The following is a 23791-nucleotide window of genomic DNA, read 5'->3' as shown; positions in this document are numbered from 1 at the left end:
TTGATTTCCTGTACCCCTGTGAGCCGTTGGGTATAATAGCGTGCATAACGTGAGCTATAAACCTAAAAAGAAGTGAACAGCGCATGACCAAACGGATTGAAATCGACGACGACATCTACCGCCATATCGCGAGCCACACCCAACACATTGGTGAAAGTGCCTCGTCTATCCTACGCCGCTTACTGGGCCTGGATCAAAGTGGCGCATTGCCAACCGGTGCAGAAGCTGAGCCGCCGGTGGCTGAAAAAGCCCATGGACGCACCATTTTTGACTCCATGACCAGTGCTGATCTTGCCGGTCAGCGCAGCGTGGTGGCACGTTTCCTGTATATTCTGGGGATGTTGCATAAATGCCACCCGGAAATGTTTCCAAAGGTACTGCAAATCAGCGGTCGGGACCGCCAGTACTTCTCACGCAGCGCCGCTGAGTTAGAAGCGAGCGGTACCAGTACCAATCCTAAGCAGATCCCAAACTCGGACTTTTACGTGGTGACCAACAACAATACCACCCGTAAAAAATCGATGCTAAATCAGGTCGCGCTGGAATTGGGCTATGATCAAAAGCAAGCGGAAAAAATAAGGGACTTTTTGTAATGGCTTTGCATCCACGTGCCGGACAACCGGCTCTTCCTGAAGATCTGACCAATATCGCGCAGCTGGTAAGTGCCTATTTCGTCAATGAGGTCGATCCACGCCAGCGCGCACAACAAGTCCAGTTTGGTACTTCTGGTCATCGCGGCTGCTCGTTGCAGAACTCGTTTAACGAGGCGCATATCCTGGCCATTAGCCAAGCGCTGGTTGCCTATCGTGAAGAGCAGGGGATTACCGGCCCCTTGTTGCTGGGGCGCGATACCCACGCACTGTCCGAAGCTGCCTATATGACAGCTCTTGAGGTGTTTATCGGTAATGGCATTGAAGTGCACATTCAAACCGATGATGGTTACACACCAACGCCTGTGATAAGTCATGCCATACTGGCCTACAACAAGGACCGCAGTGAAGGCCTGGCTGACGGTGTGGTGATCACACCTTCGCATAATCCACCCACCGATGGTGGTTTTAAATACAACCCACCCCATGGTGGCCCGGCAGGCAGTGATGCGACCAAAGTTATTGAAAAATATGCCAACGCCTTACTGTCGTCAGATCTGTTAGGAGTGAATGCGGTCAGTTATGCTGAGGCCCGAGCCAGTCAGTTGTTGCGACAAGTTGACTGGCGTGCCCAGTACATTGCTGAACTTGAGCAAGTGATCGATATTGAGGCCATCCGTAAGGCCAACTTAAAGATCGGGGTGGATGCAATGGGCGGTGCCGGCGCCAGTTACTGGCAGTTGATTGCCGAGCATTACAACCTCGAGATAGATGTTTATCACGCCGAGATCGACCCTAGTTTTCGGTTTATGAGTCTTGATAAGGATGGCAAGATCCGCATGGATTGCTCTTCGCCTTATGCGATGGCCACTCTACTGGAATTAAAAGACAATTACGCCGTCGCTGTCGGGAATGATCCTGACTACGACCGGCACGGCATTGTCTGCCCTAAACAGGGCTTGCTGAATCCTAATCACTACCTGGCGATTGCGATTGACTACCTGTGCCGTCATCGTGGCTGGTCGCGACAGCTGGCGTTTGGCAAAACGCTGGTCTCCAGTGCGTTAATCGATAAGGTTGTGGCACAGCATGAACGTCCGTTGCTGGAAATGCCGGTCGGTTTTAAATGGTTTGCCCCTGGTTTGCGCGATGGCACCATCGCCTTTGCCGGTGAAGAGAGCGCCGGAGCAACCTTTGTCGATCGCCAGGGACACCCCTGGAGTACCGACAAAGACGGTATTATTCTGGCACTTTTGGCGGCGGAGATTGTTGCTGTGACAGGCGCAAACCTGAGCGATTACTATCAGCAACTTTGCGCTGAACATGGCACCAGTTATTACCGTCGTCTGGATGTGGCGTCGACGCCTGAATTGAATGCAGCTTTCGCTGGTATTCGGGGCTACAAACTGAAATTAAATGAGCTGGCAGGCGATGCCGTCGTCGAGGTAATGACCAAAGCGCCGGGTAATAGTGCGTTAATTGGTGGGGTAAAAGTCACGACCAGTAATGGCTGGTTTGCAGCGCGGCCCTCAGGCACTGAACCCATTTATAAGATTTACTGCGAAAGCTTCGTCAGTGATGAACACCTGACGCAACTTGCCGAAGAAGCGCAGACGCTGGTTCAGCAATGGCTCACCTAAACAGGTGAGCCTGGCTTCTGTGCCGCGTTATCCTGGCTTTCCTGTTCCGCCTCAGCCAATTGTTCTGCCTGATACTCATGCTCGTCAACCAACGTGGTAAGGAGCTCGTCCGAAGTTTGTGACGGGCCAAGCATCGCATAACTGCTGCTCAACTGATCCTCGGCACGGGCGCGGCGGGTGATGCGGTAGAGCGAGTAGAAGCAGACCATCAGGCTGAGCGCCATAATCAGCAGGAAGAAGTAATCTACGGCACCAAACTGCATTAAGGCTGCGACCGCAGGAGCGCCGATGATGGAGCCAATACCGCCTACTTTAATGATGGCGCCGGTGGCACCAATCATTTGATCTTTCTCCAGATAGTCGTTGGTATGCGCCATGCCCAGTGAATACAGTGGCAGTACACAAGCACCAAACAAGCCCACACAGAGATAAATCAACCAGACCAGCGAAGCTCCGAGTTGCGAGAGTACCAGCGCCATGACCGCACCAAGACCCGCGCAGGCGGCCATGATGACGCGGCGGTCGAATCGATCTGATAACAAGCCTATAGGCGCCTGAGCGAGCATGCCCCCGAGGATGAAGGACGCCATAAAGAGCGTGACCTGGGTGATGCTCAAGCCGATGTAAATGGCGTACATTGGACCAATACCGTAAAACATCGAATAGCAGGCCTGCATAATAAAGGCATTAAAGATGCCCAGCGGTACCAGTTTAATCAGGCTGCGGATCGGCACTTTCTTCGGTTCATGGGTGGTGGGCTCAACGGTTACGCTGATGAGGATTGGAATCAGCGCCAGGTTGATGAGCAATGCCACCAGAGCAAAGGCCATGAATCCGGCCGGGTCGGCTACCCCAAGCAGTAATTGACCGGCGACCAGACCGCCGTATATCAAAACTAAGTAAACAGAGAGTAAAGTGCCTCGGTTTTTGTTGTCTGCCATGGTATTTAACCAACTCTCAACAATGACAAAAATTGCTGAGATGGCAAACCCGGTAATGAAGCGCATGATGAACCAGACCGTGGGGTCAATCCAGATGGCCTGAATCAAAATGGATGCCGCAGCGAGCGCGGCCAGGCCGCCAAAGGCGCGAATATAGCCCACCCGGCGAATATCTTTCGGGGCGCGGGTGGTGCCGAATAAAAATCCGATAAAGTACGCCGACATCACAATACCGGTGGTCAGCGTGCCGAAATTCTCGATGGTTGCGCGTAAACTCAGCAAGGTACTGGTCATGCCTACGCAAATGCCGATGAGCGTGATACTGGTGAGTAGGGAGCTAATCGCGCGTAGCTGTTGTTTGAGCATGACCTAAATCCTTGCGATCCCAAGCATGGGGTAAAATGGGCTGAAAATCGGCTGAAAGTGTAGCATGGATGATTAATTTCTGAAACGCCAAGTGGTTATCCACAGCTTGTTACTTGCCCGGACCTGCCGGGCTGTTTATGATGTGCAAAGAATGAGAAATTGAGGCAGTTATGCAGCGACTTATTATCATTGTGTGGTTCGTAATTTGGGGAAGTTCGCTGCCACTTCAGGCTGCGGTAGAGGTCACCGATCTTTATCAACACCGCGTCCAGGTCAGCAGCCAGTCAGCGAGTGAGCGCACGGCTGCATTGCAGGAAGCTCTGCAGGCAACCTTGTTAAAATTAACCGGAGACACCTCGGTCATGGACCATCCCGCGGTGCAGCAAGCCCTGCGGGATGTGCGTAACTTACTGGTGCAGTACGGCTATCAGCAAGATGAACAGCTGTGGTTATGGGCACAATTCGACCGCCCGCAAGTGGATCGACTGATCCAGGACGCCGGCTCGGGAATTTGGAGTAATGTCCGGCCGCGTTTGCTGATGTGGCTGGTGGTTGAGGATCAGGATCTCTCACGCAAAGTCATGGCATCGGATAGCGAAGCTATTATTGTGCAGCAAATGCAAAAAGCAGCGCGTTTACGCGGTTTACCAGTGCAACTGCCGTTGCTTGATCTGAACGATACCATGACGGTTTCGGTCATTGATGTCTGGGCCCGATTCATGGATACCATTGATTTTGTCAGTACGCGTTATAGCCCTGATGGTGTAATTATTGCGCGCGTCTACCAAACCGATCCCAGTGCCGGTATCGAAGACAAGTGGATGGCGGACTGGACCCTGACGTTAGGTGAGTTGCGCTGGAGTGGTGAAGTGACCGCAATGGACCATAGTGTCCTGGGAGCGGAAGTGGTCAGTGCCGTCACTGAGCAACTTGCACAACGCTATCGTATTGGCAGCCAATCAGACGTTATCAATCGCTGGCAGGTGACCATTGAGAACCTTACCGATCTGGAGACAACGGTTGCAGCCGAGCAACTGTTGCAAAGTCTGCCAGCTATTATCAATGTTCAGCTATTGGGGTACGGCAACCATACAGCGCGGTTTGAGCTAACCATGCAAACCGATCCCGCCCGAATTCGTCAGGCCATTGACCTGAGTAAGCAATTGCAGCCGCTGGCGACGCAAACCAATGCCGAATACAGGTGGATTAACCAGCAATGACGTTGCAGCAGTTACCACTAAATGTGCAGCTACCAGCCAATGAAACCTTTGCCACGCTGGTGGCCGGGCCCAATGAGGAAGCCATTAAGCTGGCCCGCGGCGAGCATAGCTCCGACGCGTCACTGGTTTATCTTTGGGGACGGCAGGGGGTCGGTAAAAGCCATCTGCTGCATGCAACCTGCGCCGCCGCTCAGGAGCAAGTCATGTACCTGCCTCTGGCCGAGCTGCGCGACACTGTCGCTGCGCAGGTACTGCGTGGGTTGGAAGTCTACCCATGGCTTTGTCTGGATGATATTGATGCGGTCATCGCGGATGAAAACTGGTGTTTTGAGCTGTTTGCGCTACTCAATCGCGTCAGAGACCAGCACCGCCCGAGTCGGGTGCTGGTGACCGCTTGCAGTTCGCCAGCGCAACTCGCTGCAGCCTATCCCGATGTACAGTCGCGGCTAAGTTGGGGCGTTGTGGTGCAATTGCACAGTTTGACCGATGATGACAAAGTTAAAGCGCTGCAGGTCAGGGCGCATGCGATGGGGCTTGAGTTACGTGATGATGCTGCGCAATTTATGGTGCAGCGTCTGGGACGGGATCTGGTCAGCCTGATCCATTGCCTTGAACGTTTAGATCATGCATCGATCGCAGCACAACGCAAACTGACCATCCCTTTCGTAAAAGCTGTTCTGGCTATTTAGTCTTCTCGTCTTTTAGCTTTTTTAGTCCCAGTCCCAGAGCGCGCCCCTGATGACGGGCATAAAGGGTGCAACCAGCAAAGGCCAGGGTTGTCAGAATAAGTTCGGTACCGGCCCAGAAACGTTGCTCGGGTGCGACATAAAGCATCGTCAGGCTGTGCAGGAAATACCACATCAGAATAAAGTTTGCCCAGGCGTGAGTGTAAGGCTTGCCCTTCACCATTCCGTACATAGGAAAAAGTAGCGGCACGACCCAGAACAGGGTGCGGAAAAGGACTGACTGCTCGCTGTAACCAGTGGCAAACTGCCACAGCAGAACACAAGCAAACAAGGCAAAGTAACTGCTAAGTGCAAGCCAGCGGTAGGTGCGGATCTCTTTCGTCATAAATTCCTCTAGTGCTGGTTGGTGCGCAGACCAAAAGCGGCTTTGGCGACCCGGGCGCCAAGTTCTTCTGCCAGGGCCAATTCGTGCTGACTAAGGCGTGAGCCGGCTGCATGCTCAACATGAGAGGCTCCATAAGGGGTACCGCCTGAGGTGGTTTGCTGCAGGCCCGGCTCAGTATAGGGAATGCCAAGGACCATCATCCCGTGATGGAGCAGGGGCACCAGCATTGAAAGCAAAGTGCTTTCCTGGCCACCATGCATCGAACTACTCGAGGTAAAGACGGCCGCTGGCTTGTCCACCAAAGCGCCACGCAGCCACTCTCGTGAGGTTTGCTCCCAGAACTTCTGTAAACCGCTATGCATATGACCGAAGCGGGTTGGACTGCCCATGATCAGAGCGTCGCAGTCCTGCAGCTCTGCAGTGGAAAGCGCCAGGTCCCGGGCACTGGCAGCATCGTCATCGCTGGCTATAGTGCGCAGCAAGGGCTCAGCGCCGGCTTTGCGCACGCCATTGGCGATGGCATCAGCGAGTTGCTGTGTGCTGCCATTGCGGCTGTAGTACAAAATCATGATGGTTGGCTGTTCGCTGCTGCGCACTTAAAGGATCTCCTCAACGGCTTCTGGTGGGCGGCCTAAACGTGCTTTCGAACCTTTGACTACAATCGGTCGTTCGATGAGTTTTGGATGGCTTAACATGGCTTCAATCAGTTTGCTTTCATCCTCCTCGTCTTTGAGGTTTAGCTCTTTGTAGGCCTCTTCTTTGGAGCGCATGAGCTCGCGAGCCGAGACGAATCCCAGTTTACGTAACAGGCCTTGAATATCCTCCGCAGTGAGCGGCTCTTTCAAATATTCGATAACCTGCGGCTTGATGCCTTTATCTTCAAGTAACGCCAGAGTTTGACGGCTTTTGGAACAACGAGGGTTGTGATAAATGCTAACTTCAGACATGCTAACTTCCTTCAAAATACTCGATTAAGAGATAGCATAAGGGAATCAGTATGTGTTGTCGATTTTTGTCAGTTGTTCGTATCTCGCTGGTGGCGCTGGTTTTGGCGGCATGTAGTCCAGCGCCAGATTTTCATACTAATCAGGGACAGCAACATCGCTGGCAGGATTTACAGGGTGATTATGTGATTGTGAACTACTTCGCCGAGTGGTGCGCCCCTTGTTTGCGTGAGTTACCTGAACTGAATGCTTTTTATGCTGACTATGGTCAGCAAGTGAAGCTCTTTGGGGTAAGTTTTGATGGTCTGGATAATGCTCAGTTGGCGCAACTGCGCGACGACTATGCAATTGAGTTTCCATTAATTCTGAACGAGCCGCCGGCGAATTTGCCGTTTCCGGCACCGACCATGTTACCTGCCACCTATGTGATCACCCCGGAGGGTGAGGTCAAAGGTCCGCTACTGGGCGAACAAACTGAAGCCAGCTTGTTACGGGCCATAGGTGCTGACGAAGCTGACGGTTAGCCCAGCTTTTCCAATTGCCGTTGCATTGCCATCAGCTGTTCGATGCGCGCTTGAAGGCGGCGCTGCTCCAGGGTGGTCGAGCTTTGCGCATGGGCATTGTGCAGGCTGTTAATGGCCTGATCAAACTGACCATGCAGTGCCAGCAACTCGGCCCGGGCTTCATGCATATTACTGGTGTCACCGCGGCGCCGGTATGCGTCGACCAATAGTGACATGGCAACGGTATTGGTGGACTCCCGTATCAGGAAGTCACGAAGCAATTTAATCGCCAGATCCAGTTGCCCGGCTTGCATGGCAGCATTGGCAAAGTTGATGGTGACGGTGCGTTCGTTAGGCATGCGCTGATAAGCCTGTTCCAGCATTGTCAGAGCTTCATCAAAGCGTTGTTGCGCTAGCAATATGTCGGTCTGCACATCCAGATAAAACGTATTATAAGGTGCTTTTTCCAGCAGCGGCGCAAGTGCCTCAGCGGCCTGTTGCGGTTGGTCAGAGTCAAGCAACAGGATGGCAAGACCATATTGCGCGGCGGTGGCGATGTCTGGGTTTGAACTTTGCATGTCGTTGCGCGCAGCAGTTTCGTTGTAGCGGCCAATATGCCGCGTCAGCACCCGATATTTTGCCAGCCAGTAACTGAGCTCGTTGCGGCGCACTTCCATGTTTTGCTTTAAGCGCTCAGCTCGTATACGGGTGTCAGCGATCCTTGACTCGCTCAGCGGGTGCGTAAGCAGCATTTCTGGCGGCTTACTCGCATAACGGTATTTTTCTGCGAGGCGACCGAAAAAATCCGGGGCGCCCATGGGGTCGAAGCCTGATTGCGCGAGGATGTCAATCCCGATACGGTCAGCCTCTTGTTCAAATAATCGGGTGTAATTAATACTGCGTTGTTGCATCCCGGCCATGCTTGCTGAAATTGCAGCCATGCCCAACTCCGGATTGACAATGCCTAACAGGATAGAGCCCAACATAGTGGCAATAGCGGCGGGGCCGCTGCGCTCCATGGCATCCATGTTACGCACAATGTGTCGTTGTGAGACGTGCGCGATTTCATGGGCAAGAACCGAGGCAAACTCTGACTCATTGCGGGTTTCCGCAATTAACCCGGTATTCATACCGATATGACCGCCAAAGAATGCGAAGGCATTAATCTGATCTTGATTGACCCAAAAAAACTTGAAGGGAAAATTGACATCGCTGGTATTGCGGACCAGTCGGGTCCCGACATCGTGTAGATAGGCATTGAGCACTGGATCGCCGACCACAGGCGCAGACGCTCGGATCTGCCGCATGTACATATCACCGATGGCAAGCTCGCGGTCGATAGACATCACCGCGCCGCCGGCGGTACCGATATCAGGTAAACGGGTTTGTTGGGCAGCGGCAGTTGACACTGACAACGCAAACAGCAAACCGATGGTCAAGGCCGCACAACGCGACAACAACGAATACAACATAAACTTCCCTAGCAACTACGGCTTCTTGATAGAGTTTACTATAGGTAAAAGGTTCCCGCTTTTGAATAGTTTAAATTGTATAAAGCGTTGGAACACAGCTATCATGTGGTTCAGCAACTTATTTGAGTAAATCTACGGAGATTTCAGCGCAATGTGGGACTATTTGAAAGCCTGGTACCAACGCAAGTTCTCTGATCCAGATGCAATTACGTTATTTTTGCTTATTGCAGCGCTGTTCTTACTGATTTTATTTTTTGGTAACTTGTTGGCGCCGATTTTGGTCGCGGTCGCACTTGCCTACCTGCTGGACTGGCCGGTGCAGCGACTGCAAAATATGGGGTTTGGCCATACCCTGGCAGCGGTTATCGTCTTCACCCTGTTTATCGCATTAAACGTTCTGCTCATTTTGTTTTTAGTGCCCGTGATCTGGCAGCAGAGTGTCGCCTTAGTGAGCGAATTGCCGGAGATGTTCAGTGAAGTCAGAAAATTACTGAATCAGCTGCCGGAATTGTTTCCCGGTTACATTAGCGAAACCAATATTCATCAGATGATGGATACCATTAACCAGCGCGCCATCGCCTTTGGGGAAACCCTTATCAGTCAGTCGTTGAGCCGCTTGATTGGTATCATGGCACTGCTGATTTACCTCATCGTGGTGCCACTGCTGGTGTTTTTTATGCTCAAGGATAAACGCGAGTTACTGGGGCATTTAAGCCGGTCATTACCAGCAAACCGGCGCCTCATTTCGCAAGTCAGTGATGAAATGAATCTGCAGATCATGAATTACATCCGCGGCAAGGCGATTGAAGTCGTGATTGTAGGCGGTATTACTTACATCGGTTTTGCCTTATTCGATTTACGTTACGCCGCGCTGTTGGCAGTCCTTGTTGGCTTCTCGGTACTCATCCCCTATATCGGTGCCGCAGTGGTGACCTTACCGGTGGCGTTGGTCGGATTGTTTCAATTTGGCTGGAGCGCAATGTTTGCCTATGTCATGATCACTTATCTGATTATTCAGGCGCTTGATGGTAATTTATTAGTGCCACTGCTGTTTTCGGAGGCGGTGAGTCTCAATCCCGTGTACATCATTGCTGCGGTGCTGATTTTTGGTGGGTTATGGGGCTTCTGGGGAGTCTTCTTTGCAATTCCACTGGCGAGTCTGGTGAAGGCGGTAATTACGGCACTGTCGACGCCTACGCCGGTTTCACCTGCTGCAGAGGATCCACCGGCGCCACTCAGTAAGAATTAACTTTCTGCGAGCTTATCGAGGACCACCTGATGGTGGTCTTTGGTTTTAAACTTATCAAACACTTCTGCTACCGTACCGTCCTGATTAATCAAGAAGCTGGTACGGTGGATGCCGTCATATTCGCGGCCCATAAACTTCTTCGGCCCCCAGACACCAAACGCATCCGCTACTGCATGGTCTTCGTCGCTTAACAGGGTAAAGTTGATCTCATCCCGTTCGGTGAATTTGGCCAGACGCTTGGGCGCATCGGGACTAATCCCAACCGTCACCACGTCATGTTTTTCCAGCTCTTGCTGATGGTCCCGTAACTGTTGTGCCTGCACAGTGCAGCCAGGCGTCATGGCTTTTGGATAGAAGTAGACCAGAACTTTGCCTTTTTTTAATAAATCCGTAAGTGCGACCTGCTGTTCATTGGCATCACGTAGGGTAAACTGTGGTGCTTTATCTCCAACTTTTAACATGTTCATAATTATCCTCGTACGATTGCAGGTAGAATAGTGAATGCTGGCGCTTATCTTAAGCAAACAAAATGCTTAACGCAAAGGCCGCACCCCTTGTCTTTGTAACCGTACAAAAGTACCATTGTCGCCTTAAAAAAGATCAGGAGCTGGAATGTTAACAGGTAGCATTGTCGCATTGGTGACGCCTTTTACTGAGCAGGGTAACGTGGATTACACAGCTCTGGAGGAGCTTGTCAACTGGCATATAGAGCAGGGAACTGACGCAATTGTTGCTATGGGGACGACGGGCGAGTCACCCACCATGAACCACGACGAGCATATTTTGGTGGTCAGTGCGGTCTGTGAACTGGCAGCCGGTCGTATTCAGGTGATTGCTGGCAATGGCTCGAATGCTACCGCAGAAGCTGTTTACCTGACCGAACGTATGGCGCACTTGCCACTGGCAGGTTTCCTGAATGTTAATCCCTATTACAATAAACCCTCTATCCGCGGTTTAGTGGAGCATTATCGAGCTTGCTGCAGCGTCAGTGATTTACCCCAACTGCTTTATAACGTACCCGGCCGTACCGGGGCGGATCTCTCTCCTGAAGATGTAGCAGAGCTTGCCGAAATTCAGAATATTGTCGGTATTAAAGAAGCGACGGGAGATGTTGACCGGGTCGCTGAATTACGCAGGCTTTGTGGCAGTAACTTCATTCTGTTAAGCGGCGATGACCCGACCAGCTGTGACTTTTTGCTGGCCGGCGGCAACGGCGTAATTAGCGTAACGGCCAATGTGATGCCAGCGCAAATGAAAGAAATGGTCACCGCAGCCTGCACCGGACAAGCCGAACGGGCCCAGCAAATCGATGCTGAGATGCAGGCAGTGCATGAGGCAATGTTTGTCCAGGCGAACCCTATTCCTGTGAAATGGGCGTTAAGCTGCATGGGGAAAATCGAACCGAATTACCGGTTGCCGATGACGGCTCCGGAACTTCCGCAACAACAACATATCGAACAAACATTAAAACAAGCCGGATTAATCAGCGCGGAGCACGAATGAAATTTTCTCATATTGGAATCTTAAGTATTACCTCACTGGCATTAGCGGCCTGTAGTTTTACCCCTCGTGAACAAGCTGAAGGTAGCTTCGACTACACCAAGAAGGAACTCGTTGAGCCGCTCCAGCCAGCGCCAGGTAAACAGGTTCCGCAATCGACCAATCGCTATAATGTGCCTGAGACTGAGGTGGATGGCGCCGTTGGCAAGAATATTAATATTATTGCTCCGGTATTGGTTCGCGCCACGGCCGCTGGCAGTCGTCCAAGCCAGGCAGTTGGCATTACCGCCGTCGATTTTTCTGAACTCGAAGGGATGGATGACTTGCCTAGCTTTACCTGGCAGGAAGTCAAAGATACCTTGCAGCGGAAAAATATTGCGATTGAAGAAGAAGTCGACGAGCAACGACTCAAGACCGGCTGGGATGCTGAGCGTCTGGAAGTCGGCGAAGATGAACTGGAAGTTGTGATTGAACGCCGTTACGAAGTTTTGCTCGACGTTCCTGATCACCGCCGTCTGGTGACGCTTGAAGTGAATATGATCGACAAACGCGAATCCGGTCCTGGTCGGGGTGTGTTGCCGTCAGGTGTTGCCGATACCAATGCGGAAGCCCGTCTGCTAAACAGCATGATTAATGAAATTGCCGTACGCCAGCAGGGTATTTTCAAAGCGGCGGAAGAAGCAGCGGTGGTCAATGTCGAGCCAACCTTTAATGATAAAGGCTACCCAGCGTATAAGATCGATATTGGCTTTGATGCGGCCTGGCCTCTCATGGCTGATGTGATTGAAAACCTTGGCTTTGAAATTGAGGACCTGGATCAGTCGCAAGGCATGTACTACACCAATTACTTACGCGACACAGGCTTGAGCCTGTTCTTCTGGAACTCGCGTAATGAGGGCAAGCTGGACCTGCCTGATGGTGACTATCAGATTAACGTAAAAGGTGATGGTGACGAAACTGTCATTACAATTTTGCGTGATGAACAACCTTTGACTGCAGCTGATATCGATCGTTTATACGGTCCGGTTGCTGCTGAAATTCGTCAGCGTAGCGCGCTGTAACTTGTGATTTAGCTGGAGAACCTGCTGCTCATGGAAAAACGTACTGAACTTTATCGTGGCAAGGCTAAAACGGTCTACACAACCGATGATCCGGAGCGTTTGATTTTACACTTCCGTAACGACACGTCCGCGTTTGATGGTGAAAAGGTCGAGCAGCTGGATCGTAAAGGCATGATCAATAATAAGTTTAATAACTTTATTATGGACAAGCTAGAGGCTGCCGGCGTGGCCACGCAAATTGATAAAGTGCTCAGTGATACGGAAACCCTGGTCAAGCGACTGGATATGATTCCGGTGGAGTGCGTGGTACGCAATTATGCGGCAGGCAGTCTGGTGCGCCGCCTGGGCGTCGAAGAAGGGCAAGAGCTGAGCCCGGCAACCTTCGAACTATTTCTGAAAAACGATGCTTTGCACGATCCGATGATCAACGAAACGCACGCCGTAGCATTTGGTTGGGCGACTGCTGAGCAACTGGCGCAAATGAAGTCACTGACCTTTAAAGTGAATGACGTATTGAAGCAGCTGTTTGATGACGCCGGTATGCTGCTGGTCGACTTCAAACTGGAATTTGGCGTGGCTGCGGATGGCAGTATCGTGCTGGGTGATGAGTTTAGTCCTGACGGCTGCCGGTTGTGGGATAAAGAAACCCGTAAAAAGCTCGATAAAGATCGTTTCCGCCAAGGTTTAGGTGGTGTCGTCGAAGCCTACGAAGAAGTCGCGAACCGTCTAGGGGTTGCGCTTTAATCGTCGTTCGCGGAGGGTTTGGAGGAGTCCTGCTCGTCTTTCGTCTTCGCATCTGACTCTGAATGCCGTTGCTTGAGCGACGGCATTTTCATGTTTGCGGTATGCTTAAGCAGCATCAGGTTGCCAATCACAACCCCAAACACCAGCGCTAGAATTAACCAAAAAGCCATCCGCTGTCCTCCCGTTGTCCATTAACATCACAAATAGTGTCGATATAGCGCTCTTTGAGTTCCGCCAAGCGCGACAGAACGTACTCTTTACCGCCGATATCGGCGTTACTCAACACCTCAGTTAACACCTCGAGCGAGAGCTGCTGCTGAGCTTGCACGGCCAGGGCGCGGTAGCTTAAATGCCAGGGCTCAGCGGCAACACCGCCAATATAGCGCCGGTAAGGAAAGAAAAAGCCGAAGTCGTGGGCATGCGCTTGCAACCACAGTGCAAGTTCATGACAAGGGCCGCCTTCGTCATACTCTTCAGGTATAAGTTGCAACTGCCGCTCACCTGCAGCGAAGGGGCGGGGGTCGTAGACATCGAGATCCGTTCCCCAGTGATGGCGGCTGGCGCCGGGCAATGCCGACCAGGTCATGATAGCGTCGACAATTTCGCCGGGGCTCAGACTCTGGTAATCAAGCTGCGCACCGTCAGTATTGTAGAGCGGTGCCTCGCCATAATATTTGCGGTTCCAGATGGCTTGCTGGCGCTGAAAATCACGAAAGCCCGAAGCGATGTCAAGCGCCAGGCCGGCCTCTGCTGCGGCCTTGTGCATAGCCGCGTAGGCTGCGAAAACCGGAGCTTGTAACTGCACAGTCGGACGACAGAGTTTATCGGCGACCAGATGTGTGGTGCTTTGTCCGGTAAGCTCAGCGACCGTTAGCATAACAATTGCTCCAGAATCTCTTCGTAAATATCAGTCAACTGCACCAAGTGCTCCATTTCAACACACTCATTCACTTTATGGATGGTGGCATTGACCGGCCCCAGTTCCACCACCTGGGCCCCGGTGGGAGCAATGAAGCGGCCATCAGAAGTGCCGCCTGCAGTGGATAACAGAGTTTCATGGCCAGTCACCTTGTGAATCGCGGCGCTCGTCGCTTTGATTAATTCACCTTCAGCAGTCAGAAACGGCTCACCATTCAGCTTCCAGTCTAGCGCATAATCAAGCTGATGAGCGTCCAGAATTGCGATGACTCGCTGCTTGAGTTGTGCGGCCGTGCTTTCGGTACTAAAGCGAAAGTTGAAACTGACATGAAACTCGCCTGGAATCACATTGCCTGCGCCGGTGCCGGCATGAACATTGGAGATCTGAAAACTGGTAGGGGGAAAAGACGCATTGCCCTGGTCCCATTCTGTAGCCGCCAGCACGGCCAGCGCAGGCGCTGCCTTATGTACCGGGTTTTCCGCCAGGTGCGAGTAAGCAACATGCCCCTGAATACCAAAGACTCTGAGCTCTGCGGACAACGAGCCACGCCGGCCGTTTTTGACAACATCGCCGAGTCTTGTGGTGCTGGAAGGTTCACCTACCAGACACCAGGTGATTTTCTCGTTGCGCGCCTCGAGTGTCTCGACAACTTTTGGCGTACCATTGATAAACGGACCTTCTTCATCACTGGTGATAAGAAACGCAATACTACCGCGGTGATTAGGATGGCGGCGGACGAAACGTTCCGCGGCGATGAGCATGGCCGCCAGACTGCCTTTCATGTCCGCTGCGCCGCGGCCAAACAAAAAGCCATTGTCCCGGGTCGGCGTAAAAGGCGGAAAGCGCCAAGCATGCTCGGCTCCAGCAGGGACAACATCGGTATGACCGGCAAAACAAAATACTGGGCCTTCGTTACCACGGCGAGCCCATAAATTTGTAGTATCAGCGAACACCATGGACTCCAGCTCGAAGCCAGCACTTTGCAGCCGTTCTCCGAGCAGCTCCTGACACCCAGCATCGACGGGCGTCACTGAGGGTCGGGCAATAAGTTGTTCTGCCAGTTGCAGGATATCCTCAGCAGCAGCATCACGGGTCATAGTTCAAGGGCCTGCTGCCATTCGGCTGATTTAAAGCCGACTAAAAGCCGTTGCTGGTGAGCCAGCACAGGGCGTTTCATCAACGTCGGGAAGCGTTGTAATAACTGCACTGCAATAACATCATCAAGTAACTGCTTTTCTTCGTCAGAAAGCTCGCGCCAGCTGGTGCTGCGTTTATTAATCAGGGTGTCGCGACCGAGCTGTTTGACCCATTCTTGCAGAGTTTCGAGCGGCAATGGTTGCTCGCGCACATCGTGGAAGTCATAATCAACACCGTGCTCATCCAGAAAACGGCGCGCTTTGCGAACAGTGTCACAGTTGGGGATACCAAAAACGGTTAATGTCATAGTGCTCTCTGTTATTCAAAAAAGGGAAGATAAACGCTATGGCTGCATTGTGACAAAAGCGCTGTGGATTCTCCACAGTTTGTGTGGATAACTCTGTGGGTTAGCTGCTGTGAAGTCAGTAAAGCTTTGATAATAAACGAATTAATGCTTTGGTTGAATGTTGACCAGGTTGGTTGAAAGCTGATCTGTCAAGTAAAACATGAAGGAAATTGAATGTCCCACTCGATTTGGCAGGTAATGCAGGCGGGTCAAAGATACGCAGCGATCTGGCCGCACCATGCGGTGGTTGCTGCCATGACGGAAACGCGAGTGGTCCCCGCGGTGAAATTTGCGGCGCAGTGGATGCCGGCAGCGGGAGTGGTTAACTTTCTGGTGCAGTGGCAGTGGTTAGGTGAAACCTTGTTACCGCAGGCCATTGTCAGCTCACTCTTTCTTTTATCACTGCCAATCCAGGGGTGGTTCTGGTTGGGCCGACGGGCATTGAGTGAACTCGATCCGAGACTGAAACACTGGTATCTGGAACTGGCGCAAAAACTCTCGGTGCAGCCGCGCAGCAAGCCCACGCGAATGGACCTGGCACGACTGCTGCGAAAAGCGCTGGACGAGTTACCGCCGGATCAGCATTAAAGCTTGAATTCACTCCAGATGGGGGCATGATCAGAAGGTTTTTCAATACCCCGCAGGTCATAATCAATACCTGAATCGACCAGCTGACTGGCAAGTGCTTCGGTGGCAAGGATAAGGTCGATGCGCAGGCCGCGATTATCATTGAAGCCCCGTGAGCGATAGTCAAACCAGCTAAACTGATCCTGCACTTCCGGGTGCTGCAGTCGGTAGGTGTCGACCAGCCCCCAATCAAGCAGGGTATTCAGCCATTCCCGTTCTTCCGGTAAGAAGCTGCACTTGCCGGTACGCAACCAGCGTTTGGCATTGTCTGCGCCGATGCCGATATCGCAGTCCTGGTGGGAAATATTTACGTCTCCCATCACCACAACTTTTTGCTGAGGATCTAACTCAGTGTGCAGGTAATGCATCAAGTCAGCATAAAACTTTTGTTTTGCCGGAAACTTCAGTGGGTGATCGCGGCTTTCGCCTTGCGGGAAGTAACCGTTAAGAACCCGCACGCGGCTACCGTCTGTGTGTACAAAGTCACCCATAATCATACGGCGTTGTGCATCGTCTTCATCGGTAGGAAAACCGAACTGTGGATTTTCCAGCGGCTGTTTACTTAACAGGGCCACACCATAATGCCCTTTTTGTCCGTGATAAATGACGTGGTAGCCAAGCGCTTCAACATCTGCCAACGGAAACTGGTCATCATGGACCTTGGTTTCCTGTAACCCGATCACATCAGGCTGGTGTTTTTCAATAAGTGCTTGCAGCTGATGCAGCCGTGCACGAACGCCATTGATATTAAAAGAAATAACCTTCATAAACGTCTGTTTCCCGTCGCCGTTAAGGTACTGAATTAGAAGTACTGCCAAGCATACCAGAAGCCCATAACAGGTGCGACAGTCAGGGTGTAGTGGCGCTGCATTTTTGGGTATACTGAACGTAATAAGTGTAAAGAATAATTATCCAATGGAGAGAAAGGGCGATGGCAACCAACTGGTTGCAGTTACGTGCCGGCAAACGTGCGTGGTTGCAGATAAAAGAACAAGGTCTAAGCGAAGATGCAGTGCAACTTCTGGTAGGCGCGTCCGGCGGCCCCAAATGGTTTGTGCTGCAAGGGCTTGATCGTTACTTGTTCGGCGAGTTTTTTGCCGATCGGAAAGAACACCTGGATTTGCTGGGAACTTCGGCAGGCGCGTGGCGCTTTGCGGCTCTGGGGCAAAAAGATCCTGTTGCCGCCAGTGAGTTGTTTTGTCGCTTATACAGCACCCAGACCTACAGCGCCAAGCCAGATGTGCAGGAAATTACCGATGAAGCACGTAAGCTTCTGGCCGAGTATATTCCCGATAATGCTGTGCATGACATCCTCAGTCAGGATAAATTTCGCCACCACTGGATAGTGGCTCGCTGCCGGGGGATGACGGCGAGCGAAGGCAAACGCCAGATTCTGGGTCTACTGACTTCTGCTGCCGCGAACTCGGTCAAGCGCAAATGGCTGGGTAAGTTTTATGAGCGCGTGATTTTTCATCATCCAGCGTCTCCGGCCGCTTTTGCTGAACACTGGAACGATTTACCGACCCGCTTTGCCACCTTATCCGAAGCAAACTTTAAGCCAGCGTTGTTAGCCACGGGCTCCATTCCGATGGTACTCGAGGGCGTGCGCGATATCCCTGGTGCCCCCGCCGGGATTTATCGCGATGGTGGGGTAACTGATTACCACTTTGATCTGAATTTTGATGGCGTCGAGGGATTGGTGCTCTATCCGCATTTTCACCAGGAAGTGATTCCAGGCTGGTTTGACAAGAACTTAAAAAAGCGGCGAACAACCGGGGCGCAATGGCCAAATGTGATCCTTTTAACGCCAACGCAAGAATTCATTGATGCATTACCATTCGGTAAAATTCCTGACCGTACAGACTTTGCCAAACTTGATGCCGAGCAACGCATCAAATATTGGCAGCAAGCGGTGGAACAGGGGAAATGGATGGCCGACCAACTCCATGAATGGATTGCCACGGATAAAATCCGCGACACCATTGAGTTATGGACCTAATAGTAAGAGGTAAGGCATGAAGTATCGTGGATATTCAGATTTTTCGCACGGACAAACAGACCGCATTGGCGTGCTGGTCACCAATCTTGGTACGCCGGACGCGCCAGATACACCATCGCTGCGGCGTTATTTGAAAGAATTTCTGGCCGACCCGCGCGTGGTCGAGGTCCCTCGGGCGCTCTGGTGGTTGATTCTCAACGGTGTCATTTTGCGCATTCGCCCGAAACGCTCGGCGGCAGCCTATAAAACGGTGTGGACGGAACAAGGTTCACCGTTACTCTTTCATACTCAGGAGCAAGCTAAGCAGCTGCAGAAGTCGCTGGCGGAGGAGTATGGCGATGATGTAGTGGTGCGCTTTGCCATGCGTTATGGGTCACCAGCGATGAGCGATGTCATTGATGAAATGCTCCAGTCGGGCGTCCGTAAACTTGTGTTGTTCCCCTTGTATCCGCAGTATTCTGGCGCGACCTCTGGCTCAACCTTTGATGCTTTGGCGCAAGAGTTTATGCAGCGACGTTGGCTTCCGGATTTTCGTTTTATCAGCCACTACCACGACGATGCTGGCTATATCGATGCCTGTGCCCAGCAAATTGAAAGTTTCTGGCAGCAGCATGGTCGTCCGCAGAAACTTATTTTCTCTTATCACGGTGTGCCGAAAAAGTATCTTACCCAGGGCGACCCCTATCATTGTGAATGCCACAAAACATCGCGTTTGATTGCAGAGCGGCTAGACTTAGGAAAAGACGACTACCTGACTACTTTCCAGTCCCGCTTTGGTCGTGAGGAGTGGTTGCAGCCCTACACCGATGAAACGCTTAAGGCGCTTCCTGATGCCGGAGTGAAAAACGTGCAGGTGTTTTGTCCTGGCTTTAGTGCTGATTGCCTTGAAACGATCGAAGAAATTGGTGAAGAAAATCGCGAGTACTTTGCGGAGGCGGGCGGCGAACACTACGCTTATATTCCAGCGCTTAACTCGACTGTTGAGCACATCAATGCCCTCACTGCGATCGTTAAACGGGAACTGAAGGGTTGGAGCCTGGACCACGATGAAACTGCCCGTCAGCGTCGTGCGGCAGCCCGTCAACAACACTATGGTGAACTGAACAATCCGGATGAGAGCACTTAAACCAGAGGAGCTGTCAGTAAAATGACAGAGGAAACAGCACAAGGACGATTAGCGACCGCCATTGATCCACTTGTTGCCGAGCATGACGGGGACAGTGGCGTGATTCCTTTGGTGGATTCGCTGGAGGCCTTTGCTGCGCGAGTTCTGCTGGCCCGGCAGGCAGAGTACCGCCTGGATATCCAATATTACATCTGGCGTCAGGATATTACCGGCACCTTGCTTTTCGAGGCTCTGCATGAAGCGGCCGAGCGCGGGGTAAAGGTGCGCCTGCTGCTTGACGATCACAATACCGCGGGGCTCGACGCCACTTTAATTGGTTTGCATCAGCACCAGAATATAGAAGTCCGTTTATTTAATCCGTTGAAGTTACGGCGTCCACGGTTCCTGAACTATATTTTCGATTTCCGCCGGGTTAACCGGCGTATGCACAATAAGTCCTTTGTGGTGGATGGGCGCGTGGTAATAAGTGGCGGCCGTAATATTGGTGATGAATACTTTGGCGCCACCAGCGACGTGCTCTTTACGGATCTTGATGCGTTGCTCATCGGCCCGGTGGTTGCCGATGTGGAAAATGATTTTCAACGTTACTGGGATTGTGAGTCATCCGTGCCGCTTGAGCGTCTCTTTACGCTAACTAAGCCGCGGGATTTGTCGGCGCTGCGCGCTATCGCCGAGCGTTACGAGCAGGATCCGCGCGCGCAAGCGTTCATGAAAGCCATAGAAGAGCTGCCGTTTATGCAGGAACTGCAGCGCCAGCAATTAGATATTTACTGGACGCCAACGCAACTTGTGAGTGACTCTCCAGCCAAAGCTCTCGGCCGCGCGAAGCCCCAACAAATGGTTGCGCATCAGCTGCAACAAGCAATAGGCACCCCCCAGTCCCATGTGACCCTGGTTTCGCCTTACTTTGTGCCCACCCAGGCTGGGGTTAACGAGCTCATCGCAATGGCCGACCGCGGTGTCGATATTGTTATTCTGACGAACTCATTGGCGGCCACCGACGTCGCCATCGTACACGCCGGTTACGCCAAATGGCGGCGACAGCTGCTGCAGCACGGGATTCAGTTATTCGAATTGCAACGGTTATCCCCTCTGGCCAGACGCGAACAACGGAAAGAACGTCGTCAGCGGTTAAAAGGGAAAGAACGTTTTGGTAGCTCTGCTTCGAGTTTACATGCGAAAACCTTGATGGTGGATCTGGATCGGGTGTTTGTTGGCTCATTGAACTTCGATCCCCGTTCTGCGGCGATAAATACTGAGCTGGGATTTGTCATGCACAGTACTGAACTTGCTGAACGCATCGACGATGCTATCACTGAAACTTTGCCGCATTATGCCTATCAATTGAAATTGTTTAAGAATAAAGTGGTTTGGGTGGAGCGTTTGGGGAAACAACGGACCTGTTACAGTTCCGAACCCGGAGCTTCTATCTGGCGCCGCTTGGCGGTTCGAATTCTCGAACGTCTGCCGATTGAGCGCCTGCTATAAAGCTTTCCTTAGATCGGGAGTGGACGTGATGCGATTAACCTTTTTGGGCGGCAGTGAAACCGTCACCGGTTCAAAATACCTGTTAGAGACCGAGAGTACCCGGGTACTGGTAGATTGTGGTTTGTTCCAAGGCTATAAGTGGTTGCGGGAGCGCAACCGTCAGCCGCTTCCATTAGGCATCAATGAAGTCGATGCCATAGTTCTTACCCACGCCCATCTGGATCATTCAGGCTTCGTTCCCGTGCTTTATAAAAACGGTTTTCGCGGGCCGGTTTACGCGCACTACGGGACCGTGGGACTGTGCCAGATCCTCTGGCCTGATAGTGGCCGCATTCAGGAGGAGGATGCAAAGTTTTATCAAAAACATGGTCTCAGCCGCCACGCAAAGCCGGAGCCGCTTTATGACGAGGAGACCGCCGAACAGGCATTACGGCTGATGCACGGTATTGAATTTGAGAAAAGCTTCAGCGTTGGCGATATCACCTTTACCATGCAACCGGTCGGACATATCCTCGGCGCAGCCAGCGTCATCGCTGAGCACAAAGGCGTGCGTATCGGCTTCAGTGGTGATGTCGGAAGGCCGGACGATATCCTCATGTGTCCGCCTAAACCATTGCCTGATGTAGATTACCTGCTACTTGAGTCGACCTATGGCGATCGGCGCCATAGCACTACAGACCCCTGGCAGCAGTTCGCAGATATCGTGAATGAAACCGCAGCTGCCGGCGGCGTGTTGATGATTCCAAGCTTTGCTGTGGGGCGGGCACAATTGCTGCAGCATATGTTGGTCACTCTGATGGCAGAGGGGCGCATCCCGCGCTTACCAATATTTCTGGATAGTCCCATGGCGATTAGCGTGTCTGATCTTTATGCTGAACATCATGATTATCATCGCCTGAGTGCAGGGCAATGTGCTGCACTTGAGCAATCGATCCTCTACACCCACAGTGTCGATGAGTCCAAAGCTATTGCCTCACAGGGCGCGCCACACATTATCATCGCCGGCAGTGGTATGGCGACCGGCGGCCGCATTTTACATCACTTCAAACATTGGCTCGGTGATCATCGCAGCACCGTGCTGTTTAGTGGCCACCAGGCGGGCGGCACACGTGGTGCGAAAATGGCGCAAGGGGTAGAGCGTATCAAAATCCACGGTCAGTGGATTCCAGTGAAAGCCAGAATCCGTCAGCTCGACGGGCTTTCCGGTCATGCGGACTATGTTGAGCTAGAGCAGTGGCTGGCACAGTCAGCGCTGAGTAAGGATACCAAGATCTATCTGGTGCATGGTGAGCCGGATGCGTTAGAAGCTTTATCGGATCACTTGAAGCAAACTACCAGTTACGATATGCACATTGCGGCCTATCGTCAGGTCCTGCATTTTAAAACCGGCGCTTAGGCGACAAATATCATCACCACTGCGGTGGTAATGACTGCCAGCATGACATTGAGGACTAAGCCCTCGCGTGCCATTGCTTTTACTGTGAGCCGCTCCGATGAAAACACAATAGAATTGGGCGGCGTCGCCACCGGCATGCAAAAGGCAGTGCTACAGGCAATGGTGGCTGGGATCATTAATAATTCCGGTGGCAGCTCCAGGGCAACAGCGGCCGCAGCCATGATCGGCATGAGCAGAGTTGCGGTGGCGGTGTTAGAGGTCACCTCAGTAAGAAAGGAGACGCTCAGGGTCAGACAGAAGATAAGTAACCAGATGGGCAATCCGCCGAGACCGGTCAATGCTTCCCCGATACGCACACTCAAACCACTACTAATAAACCCTTGCGCCAGCGCGATACCGCCGGCAAACAGCAGTAAGATTCCCCATGGAATGCTGACCGCGGCTGACCAAGTAAGTAAGGGCTGCCCTTTTTTGTCGCGCACTAAAAACATCATTATAACGCCAGCAATAGCTACAGTCGCGTCGCCGAGATAGGTCAAGCCGCTCCAGGCTGTCCAGCCGCCAAAAGGAGTGGTGCGGGTGATCCACAAGAGCACGACCACACCGAAAATAACCAGCACACGCTTTTCTGCGCTTTGCATTTGACCGGGACGGGGAATGTTCAGCTCGACATCGTTACGGACATGGCGTGCCAGCCACCAGGCCATCAGCGGGATGCTAACAATCACCAGTGGCAAACCGATGGCGAACCATTCGGTGAATGCAAAGGGTACTCCCGTAGAGGCCTCATACACCGATGCGAAAATCAGGTTAGGCGGTGTGCCGACTAAAGTGGCAATACCGCCCACTGATGCAGAATAGGCCAAACCGAGCAATAACGCGCGTTGAAACGGCGCATCATCACAGGCATCAGCGAGTGCCAACGCAACAGGAAGTAACGCCAGTACGGCAGCGGTATTCGAGATCCACATCGATAGCAAGGCGGTGGCGAGCATGAAGGCAAAAATCATGCGTTTGCCATGGCCGTTGCCGACGTAATGGACAAGTGTGAGCGCAAGTCTTCGATGCACACCGCTCATCTCGACCGCTTTAGCGAGCATAAATGCCGCCATAAACAGCCAGATAATGGGGTTTCCCAGCGCGCCGGAGACCTCATTCAGGGGGGTAATCGCACCCAGTGGCAGCAGCACAAAGGGCAACAAGGAGGTCACTGGCAACGGCAGCGCCTCAGTTATCCACCACCAGGCGATCCAGAGTGTGGCTGCCAGGGTCCAGGCTGCGGGATGCGCAAAGCCAGCTTTCGACTGCACGACAAAATAAAGAATCACCGCGGCGAGCGGTGCTAAAACCAGGTGCCATTTTTGCGTACTGTGCATCGTTTGCATGTAATGAACCACTAAAAATCGAATCGCTAGAGACTAGCAAACAACTGTGCTATATGAAATTTTCTGC

Annotated in this window: 26 protein-coding genes; 14 read left to right on the top strand and 12 right to left on the bottom strand. The window is 52.3% G+C overall.

Going from position 1 to position 23791, the window contains the following annotated elements; all coding sequences use genetic code 11:
- Nucleotides 1–83 precede the first annotated feature (83 nt).
- Together J6J28_RS06750 and pgm are read left to right on the top strand one after the other, a co-directional pair.
- Nucleotides 84–593: a replication initiation regulator SeqA gene (locus J6J28_RS06750; protein ID WP_301720591.1), complete on the top strand. Its 510-nt coding sequence runs from the start codon at nt 84–86 to the stop codon at nt 591–593.
- The gene (gene pgm, locus J6J28_RS06745) at nt 593–2230 is read left to right on the top strand and encodes a phosphoglucomutase (alpha-D-glucose-1,6-bisphosphate-dependent) (protein ID WP_301720590.1); all 1638 of its coding nucleotides are present in this window, start codon (nt 593–595) and stop codon (nt 2228–2230) included. Before J6J28_RS06750 ends, pgm begins: the two co-directional genes overlap by 1 nt.
- Here pgm and J6J28_RS06740 read toward each other — a convergent pair.
- The gene (locus J6J28_RS06740; protein ID WP_301720589.1) at nt 2227–3537 is read right to left on the bottom strand and encodes an MFS transporter; all 1311 of its coding nucleotides are present in this window, start codon (nt 3535–3537) and stop codon (nt 2227–2229) included. The genes pgm and J6J28_RS06740 overlap by 4 nt on opposite strands.
- Before the next feature lie 170 nt (nt 3538–3707).
- Between J6J28_RS06740 and J6J28_RS06735 the strand changes: the two genes are divergently transcribed.
- Nucleotides 3708–4757, top strand: a complete 1050-nt coding sequence (locus J6J28_RS06735; protein WP_301720588.1) for a DUF2066 domain-containing protein — start codon at nt 3708–3710, stop codon at nt 4755–4757.
- Nucleotides 4754–5446, top strand: a complete 693-nt coding sequence (gene hda / locus J6J28_RS06730; protein ID WP_301720587.1) for a DnaA regulatory inactivator Hda — start codon at nt 4754–4756, stop codon at nt 5444–5446. The genes J6J28_RS06735 and hda overlap by 4 nt, the downstream gene beginning before the upstream one ends.
- Here the strand turns inward: hda and J6J28_RS06725 are convergent.
- From J6J28_RS06725 to arsC, 3 genes are read right to left on the bottom strand one after another with little or no spacing between them, the layout of a single operon-like run.
- Entirely contained in the window at nt 5439–5828 is a 390-nt protein-coding gene (locus J6J28_RS06725; RefSeq protein ID WP_301720586.1) for a DUF2069 domain-containing protein, read from the bottom strand. The genes hda and J6J28_RS06725 overlap by 8 nt on opposite strands.
- 8 nt (nt 5829–5836) lie before the next feature.
- Entirely contained in the window at nt 5837–6397 is a 561-nt protein-coding gene (wrbA, locus tag J6J28_RS06720; protein WP_301720816.1) for an NAD(P)H:quinone oxidoreductase, read from the bottom strand.
- A 27-nt stretch (nt 6398–6424) separates the two neighbouring features.
- Nucleotides 6425–6775, bottom strand: coding sequence for an arsenate reductase (glutaredoxin) (gene arsC, locus J6J28_RS06715; protein ID WP_301720585.1), 351 nt, complete (start codon nt 6773–6775; stop codon nt 6425–6427).
- 50 nt (nt 6776–6825) lie between these two features.
- On the opposite strand from arsC, the gene J6J28_RS06710 reads away from it, so the two are divergent.
- A complete protein-coding gene (locus J6J28_RS06710; protein WP_301720584.1) occupies nt 6826–7296 on the top strand; it encodes a TlpA family protein disulfide reductase in 471 nt (156 codons plus the stop codon).
- On the opposite strand, the gene bepA is transcribed toward J6J28_RS06710, so the two are convergent.
- The gene (gene bepA, locus J6J28_RS06705) at nt 7293–8747 is read right to left on the bottom strand and encodes a beta-barrel assembly-enhancing protease (RefSeq protein ID WP_301720583.1); all 1455 of its coding nucleotides are present in this window, start codon (nt 8745–8747) and stop codon (nt 7293–7295) included. The two genes, J6J28_RS06710 and bepA, sit on opposite strands and share 4 nt — an antisense overlap.
- A gap of 151 nt (nt 8748–8898) precedes the next feature.
- Between bepA and J6J28_RS06700 the strand changes: the two genes are divergently transcribed.
- A complete protein-coding gene (locus J6J28_RS06700; RefSeq protein ID WP_301720581.1) occupies nt 8899–9996 on the top strand; it encodes an AI-2E family transporter in 1098 nt (365 codons plus the stop codon).
- On the opposite strand, the gene bcp is transcribed toward J6J28_RS06700, so the two are convergent.
- Nucleotides 9993–10463 carry a thioredoxin-dependent thiol peroxidase gene (bcp, locus tag J6J28_RS06695; RefSeq protein WP_301720580.1) on the bottom strand — a complete coding sequence of 157 codons (471 nt, stop codon included), beginning with the start codon at nt 10461–10463 and terminating at the stop codon, nt 9993–9995. The genes J6J28_RS06700 and bcp overlap by 4 nt on opposite strands.
- A 145-nt stretch (nt 10464–10608) precedes the next feature.
- Here bcp and dapA point away from each other — a divergent pair, with 145 nt between their 5' ends.
- From dapA to purC, 3 genes are read left to right on the top strand one after another with little or no spacing between them, the layout of a single operon-like run.
- Nucleotides 10609–11499 carry a 4-hydroxy-tetrahydrodipicolinate synthase gene (gene dapA, locus J6J28_RS06690; RefSeq protein ID WP_301720578.1) on the top strand — a complete coding sequence of 297 codons (891 nt, stop codon included), beginning with the start codon at nt 10609–10611 and terminating at the stop codon, nt 11497–11499.
- Nucleotides 11496–12557: an outer membrane protein assembly factor BamC gene (gene bamC / locus J6J28_RS06685; RefSeq protein ID WP_301720577.1), complete on the top strand. Its 1062-nt coding sequence runs from the start codon at nt 11496–11498 to the stop codon at nt 12555–12557. Before dapA ends, bamC begins: the two co-directional genes overlap by 4 nt.
- 30 nt (nt 12558–12587) lie before the next feature.
- Nucleotides 12588–13301 carry a phosphoribosylaminoimidazolesuccinocarboxamide synthase gene (purC, locus tag J6J28_RS06680; RefSeq protein WP_301720576.1) on the top strand — a complete coding sequence of 238 codons (714 nt, stop codon included), beginning with the start codon at nt 12588–12590 and terminating at the stop codon, nt 13299–13301.
- On the opposite strand, the gene J6J28_RS06675 is transcribed toward purC, so the two are convergent.
- From J6J28_RS06675 to J6J28_RS06660, 4 genes are read right to left on the bottom strand one after another with little or no spacing between them, the layout of a single operon-like run.
- Nucleotides 13298–13471 (bottom strand): DUF2897 family protein, encoded by a 174-nt coding sequence (locus tag J6J28_RS06675; protein WP_301720575.1) that lies wholly within the window; start codon nt 13469–13471, stop codon nt 13298–13300. The two genes, purC and J6J28_RS06675, sit on opposite strands and share 4 nt — an antisense overlap.
- Entirely contained in the window at nt 13456–14178 is a 723-nt protein-coding gene (locus J6J28_RS06670; RefSeq protein ID WP_301720574.1) for a M15 family metallopeptidase, read from the bottom strand. The genes J6J28_RS06675 and J6J28_RS06670 overlap by 16 nt, the downstream gene beginning before the upstream one ends.
- Nucleotides 14172–15317, bottom strand: coding sequence for a succinyl-diaminopimelate desuccinylase (gene dapE, locus J6J28_RS06665; protein ID WP_301720573.1), 1146 nt, complete (start codon nt 15315–15317; stop codon nt 14172–14174). Before dapE ends, J6J28_RS06670 begins: the two co-directional genes overlap by 7 nt.
- On the bottom strand, nt 15314–15664 hold the full coding sequence (locus J6J28_RS06660; protein WP_301720572.1) for an arsenate reductase: 351 nt from the start codon (nt 15662–15664) through the stop codon (nt 15314–15316). Before J6J28_RS06660 ends, dapE begins: the two co-directional genes overlap by 4 nt.
- A gap of 213 nt (nt 15665–15877) precedes the next feature.
- On the opposite strand from J6J28_RS06660, the gene yfbV reads away from it, so the two are divergent.
- Nucleotides 15878–16291 (top strand): terminus macrodomain insulation protein YfbV, encoded by a 414-nt coding sequence (gene yfbV, locus J6J28_RS06655; RefSeq protein WP_301720570.1) that lies wholly within the window; start codon nt 15878–15880, stop codon nt 16289–16291.
- On the opposite strand, the gene xthA is transcribed toward yfbV, so the two are convergent.
- Complete coding sequence (gene xthA, locus J6J28_RS06650; RefSeq protein ID WP_301720569.1) at nt 16288–17097, bottom strand: exodeoxyribonuclease III; 810 nt, start codon at nt 17095–17097, stop codon at nt 16288–16290. The two genes, yfbV and xthA, sit on opposite strands and share 4 nt — an antisense overlap.
- 164 nt (nt 17098–17261) lie before the next feature.
- Here xthA and J6J28_RS06645 point away from each other — a divergent pair, with 164 nt between their 5' ends.
- The 4 genes from J6J28_RS06645 to J6J28_RS06630 are packed head-to-tail and all read left to right on the top strand — an operon-like array spanning nt 17262 to nt 22339.
- A complete protein-coding gene (locus J6J28_RS06645; protein WP_301720567.1) occupies nt 17262–18329 on the top strand; it encodes an alpha/beta hydrolase in 1068 nt (355 codons plus the stop codon).
- A 16-nt stretch (nt 18330–18345) separates the two neighbouring features.
- On the top strand, nt 18346–19455 hold the full coding sequence (hemH, locus tag J6J28_RS06640; protein ID WP_301720566.1) for a ferrochelatase: 1110 nt from the start codon (nt 18346–18348) through the stop codon (nt 19453–19455).
- 21 nt (nt 19456–19476) lie between these two features.
- Nucleotides 19477–20943 carry a phospholipase D family protein gene (locus tag J6J28_RS06635; protein WP_301720564.1) on the top strand — a complete coding sequence of 489 codons (1467 nt, stop codon included), beginning with the start codon at nt 19477–19479 and terminating at the stop codon, nt 20941–20943.
- Nucleotides 20944–20971: 28 nt separating this feature from the next.
- The gene (locus J6J28_RS06630; protein WP_301720563.1) at nt 20972–22339 is read left to right on the top strand and encodes an MBL fold metallo-hydrolase RNA specificity domain-containing protein; all 1368 of its coding nucleotides are present in this window, start codon (nt 20972–20974) and stop codon (nt 22337–22339) included.
- On the opposite strand, the gene J6J28_RS06625 is transcribed toward J6J28_RS06630, so the two are convergent.
- Complete coding sequence (locus J6J28_RS06625; protein WP_301720562.1) at nt 22336–23724, bottom strand: SLC13 family permease; 1389 nt, start codon at nt 23722–23724, stop codon at nt 22336–22338. The two genes, J6J28_RS06630 and J6J28_RS06625, sit on opposite strands and share 4 nt — an antisense overlap.
- Nucleotides 23725–23791 lie beyond the last annotated feature (67 nt).

Source organism: Pseudidiomarina terrestris, assembly GCF_030466375.1.
In the GTDB taxonomy this organism is placed as follows: domain Bacteria; phylum Pseudomonadota; class Gammaproteobacteria; order Enterobacterales; family Alteromonadaceae; genus Pseudidiomarina; species Pseudidiomarina terrestris.
This window is presented reverse-complemented; position numbering and strand designations above follow the sequence as displayed.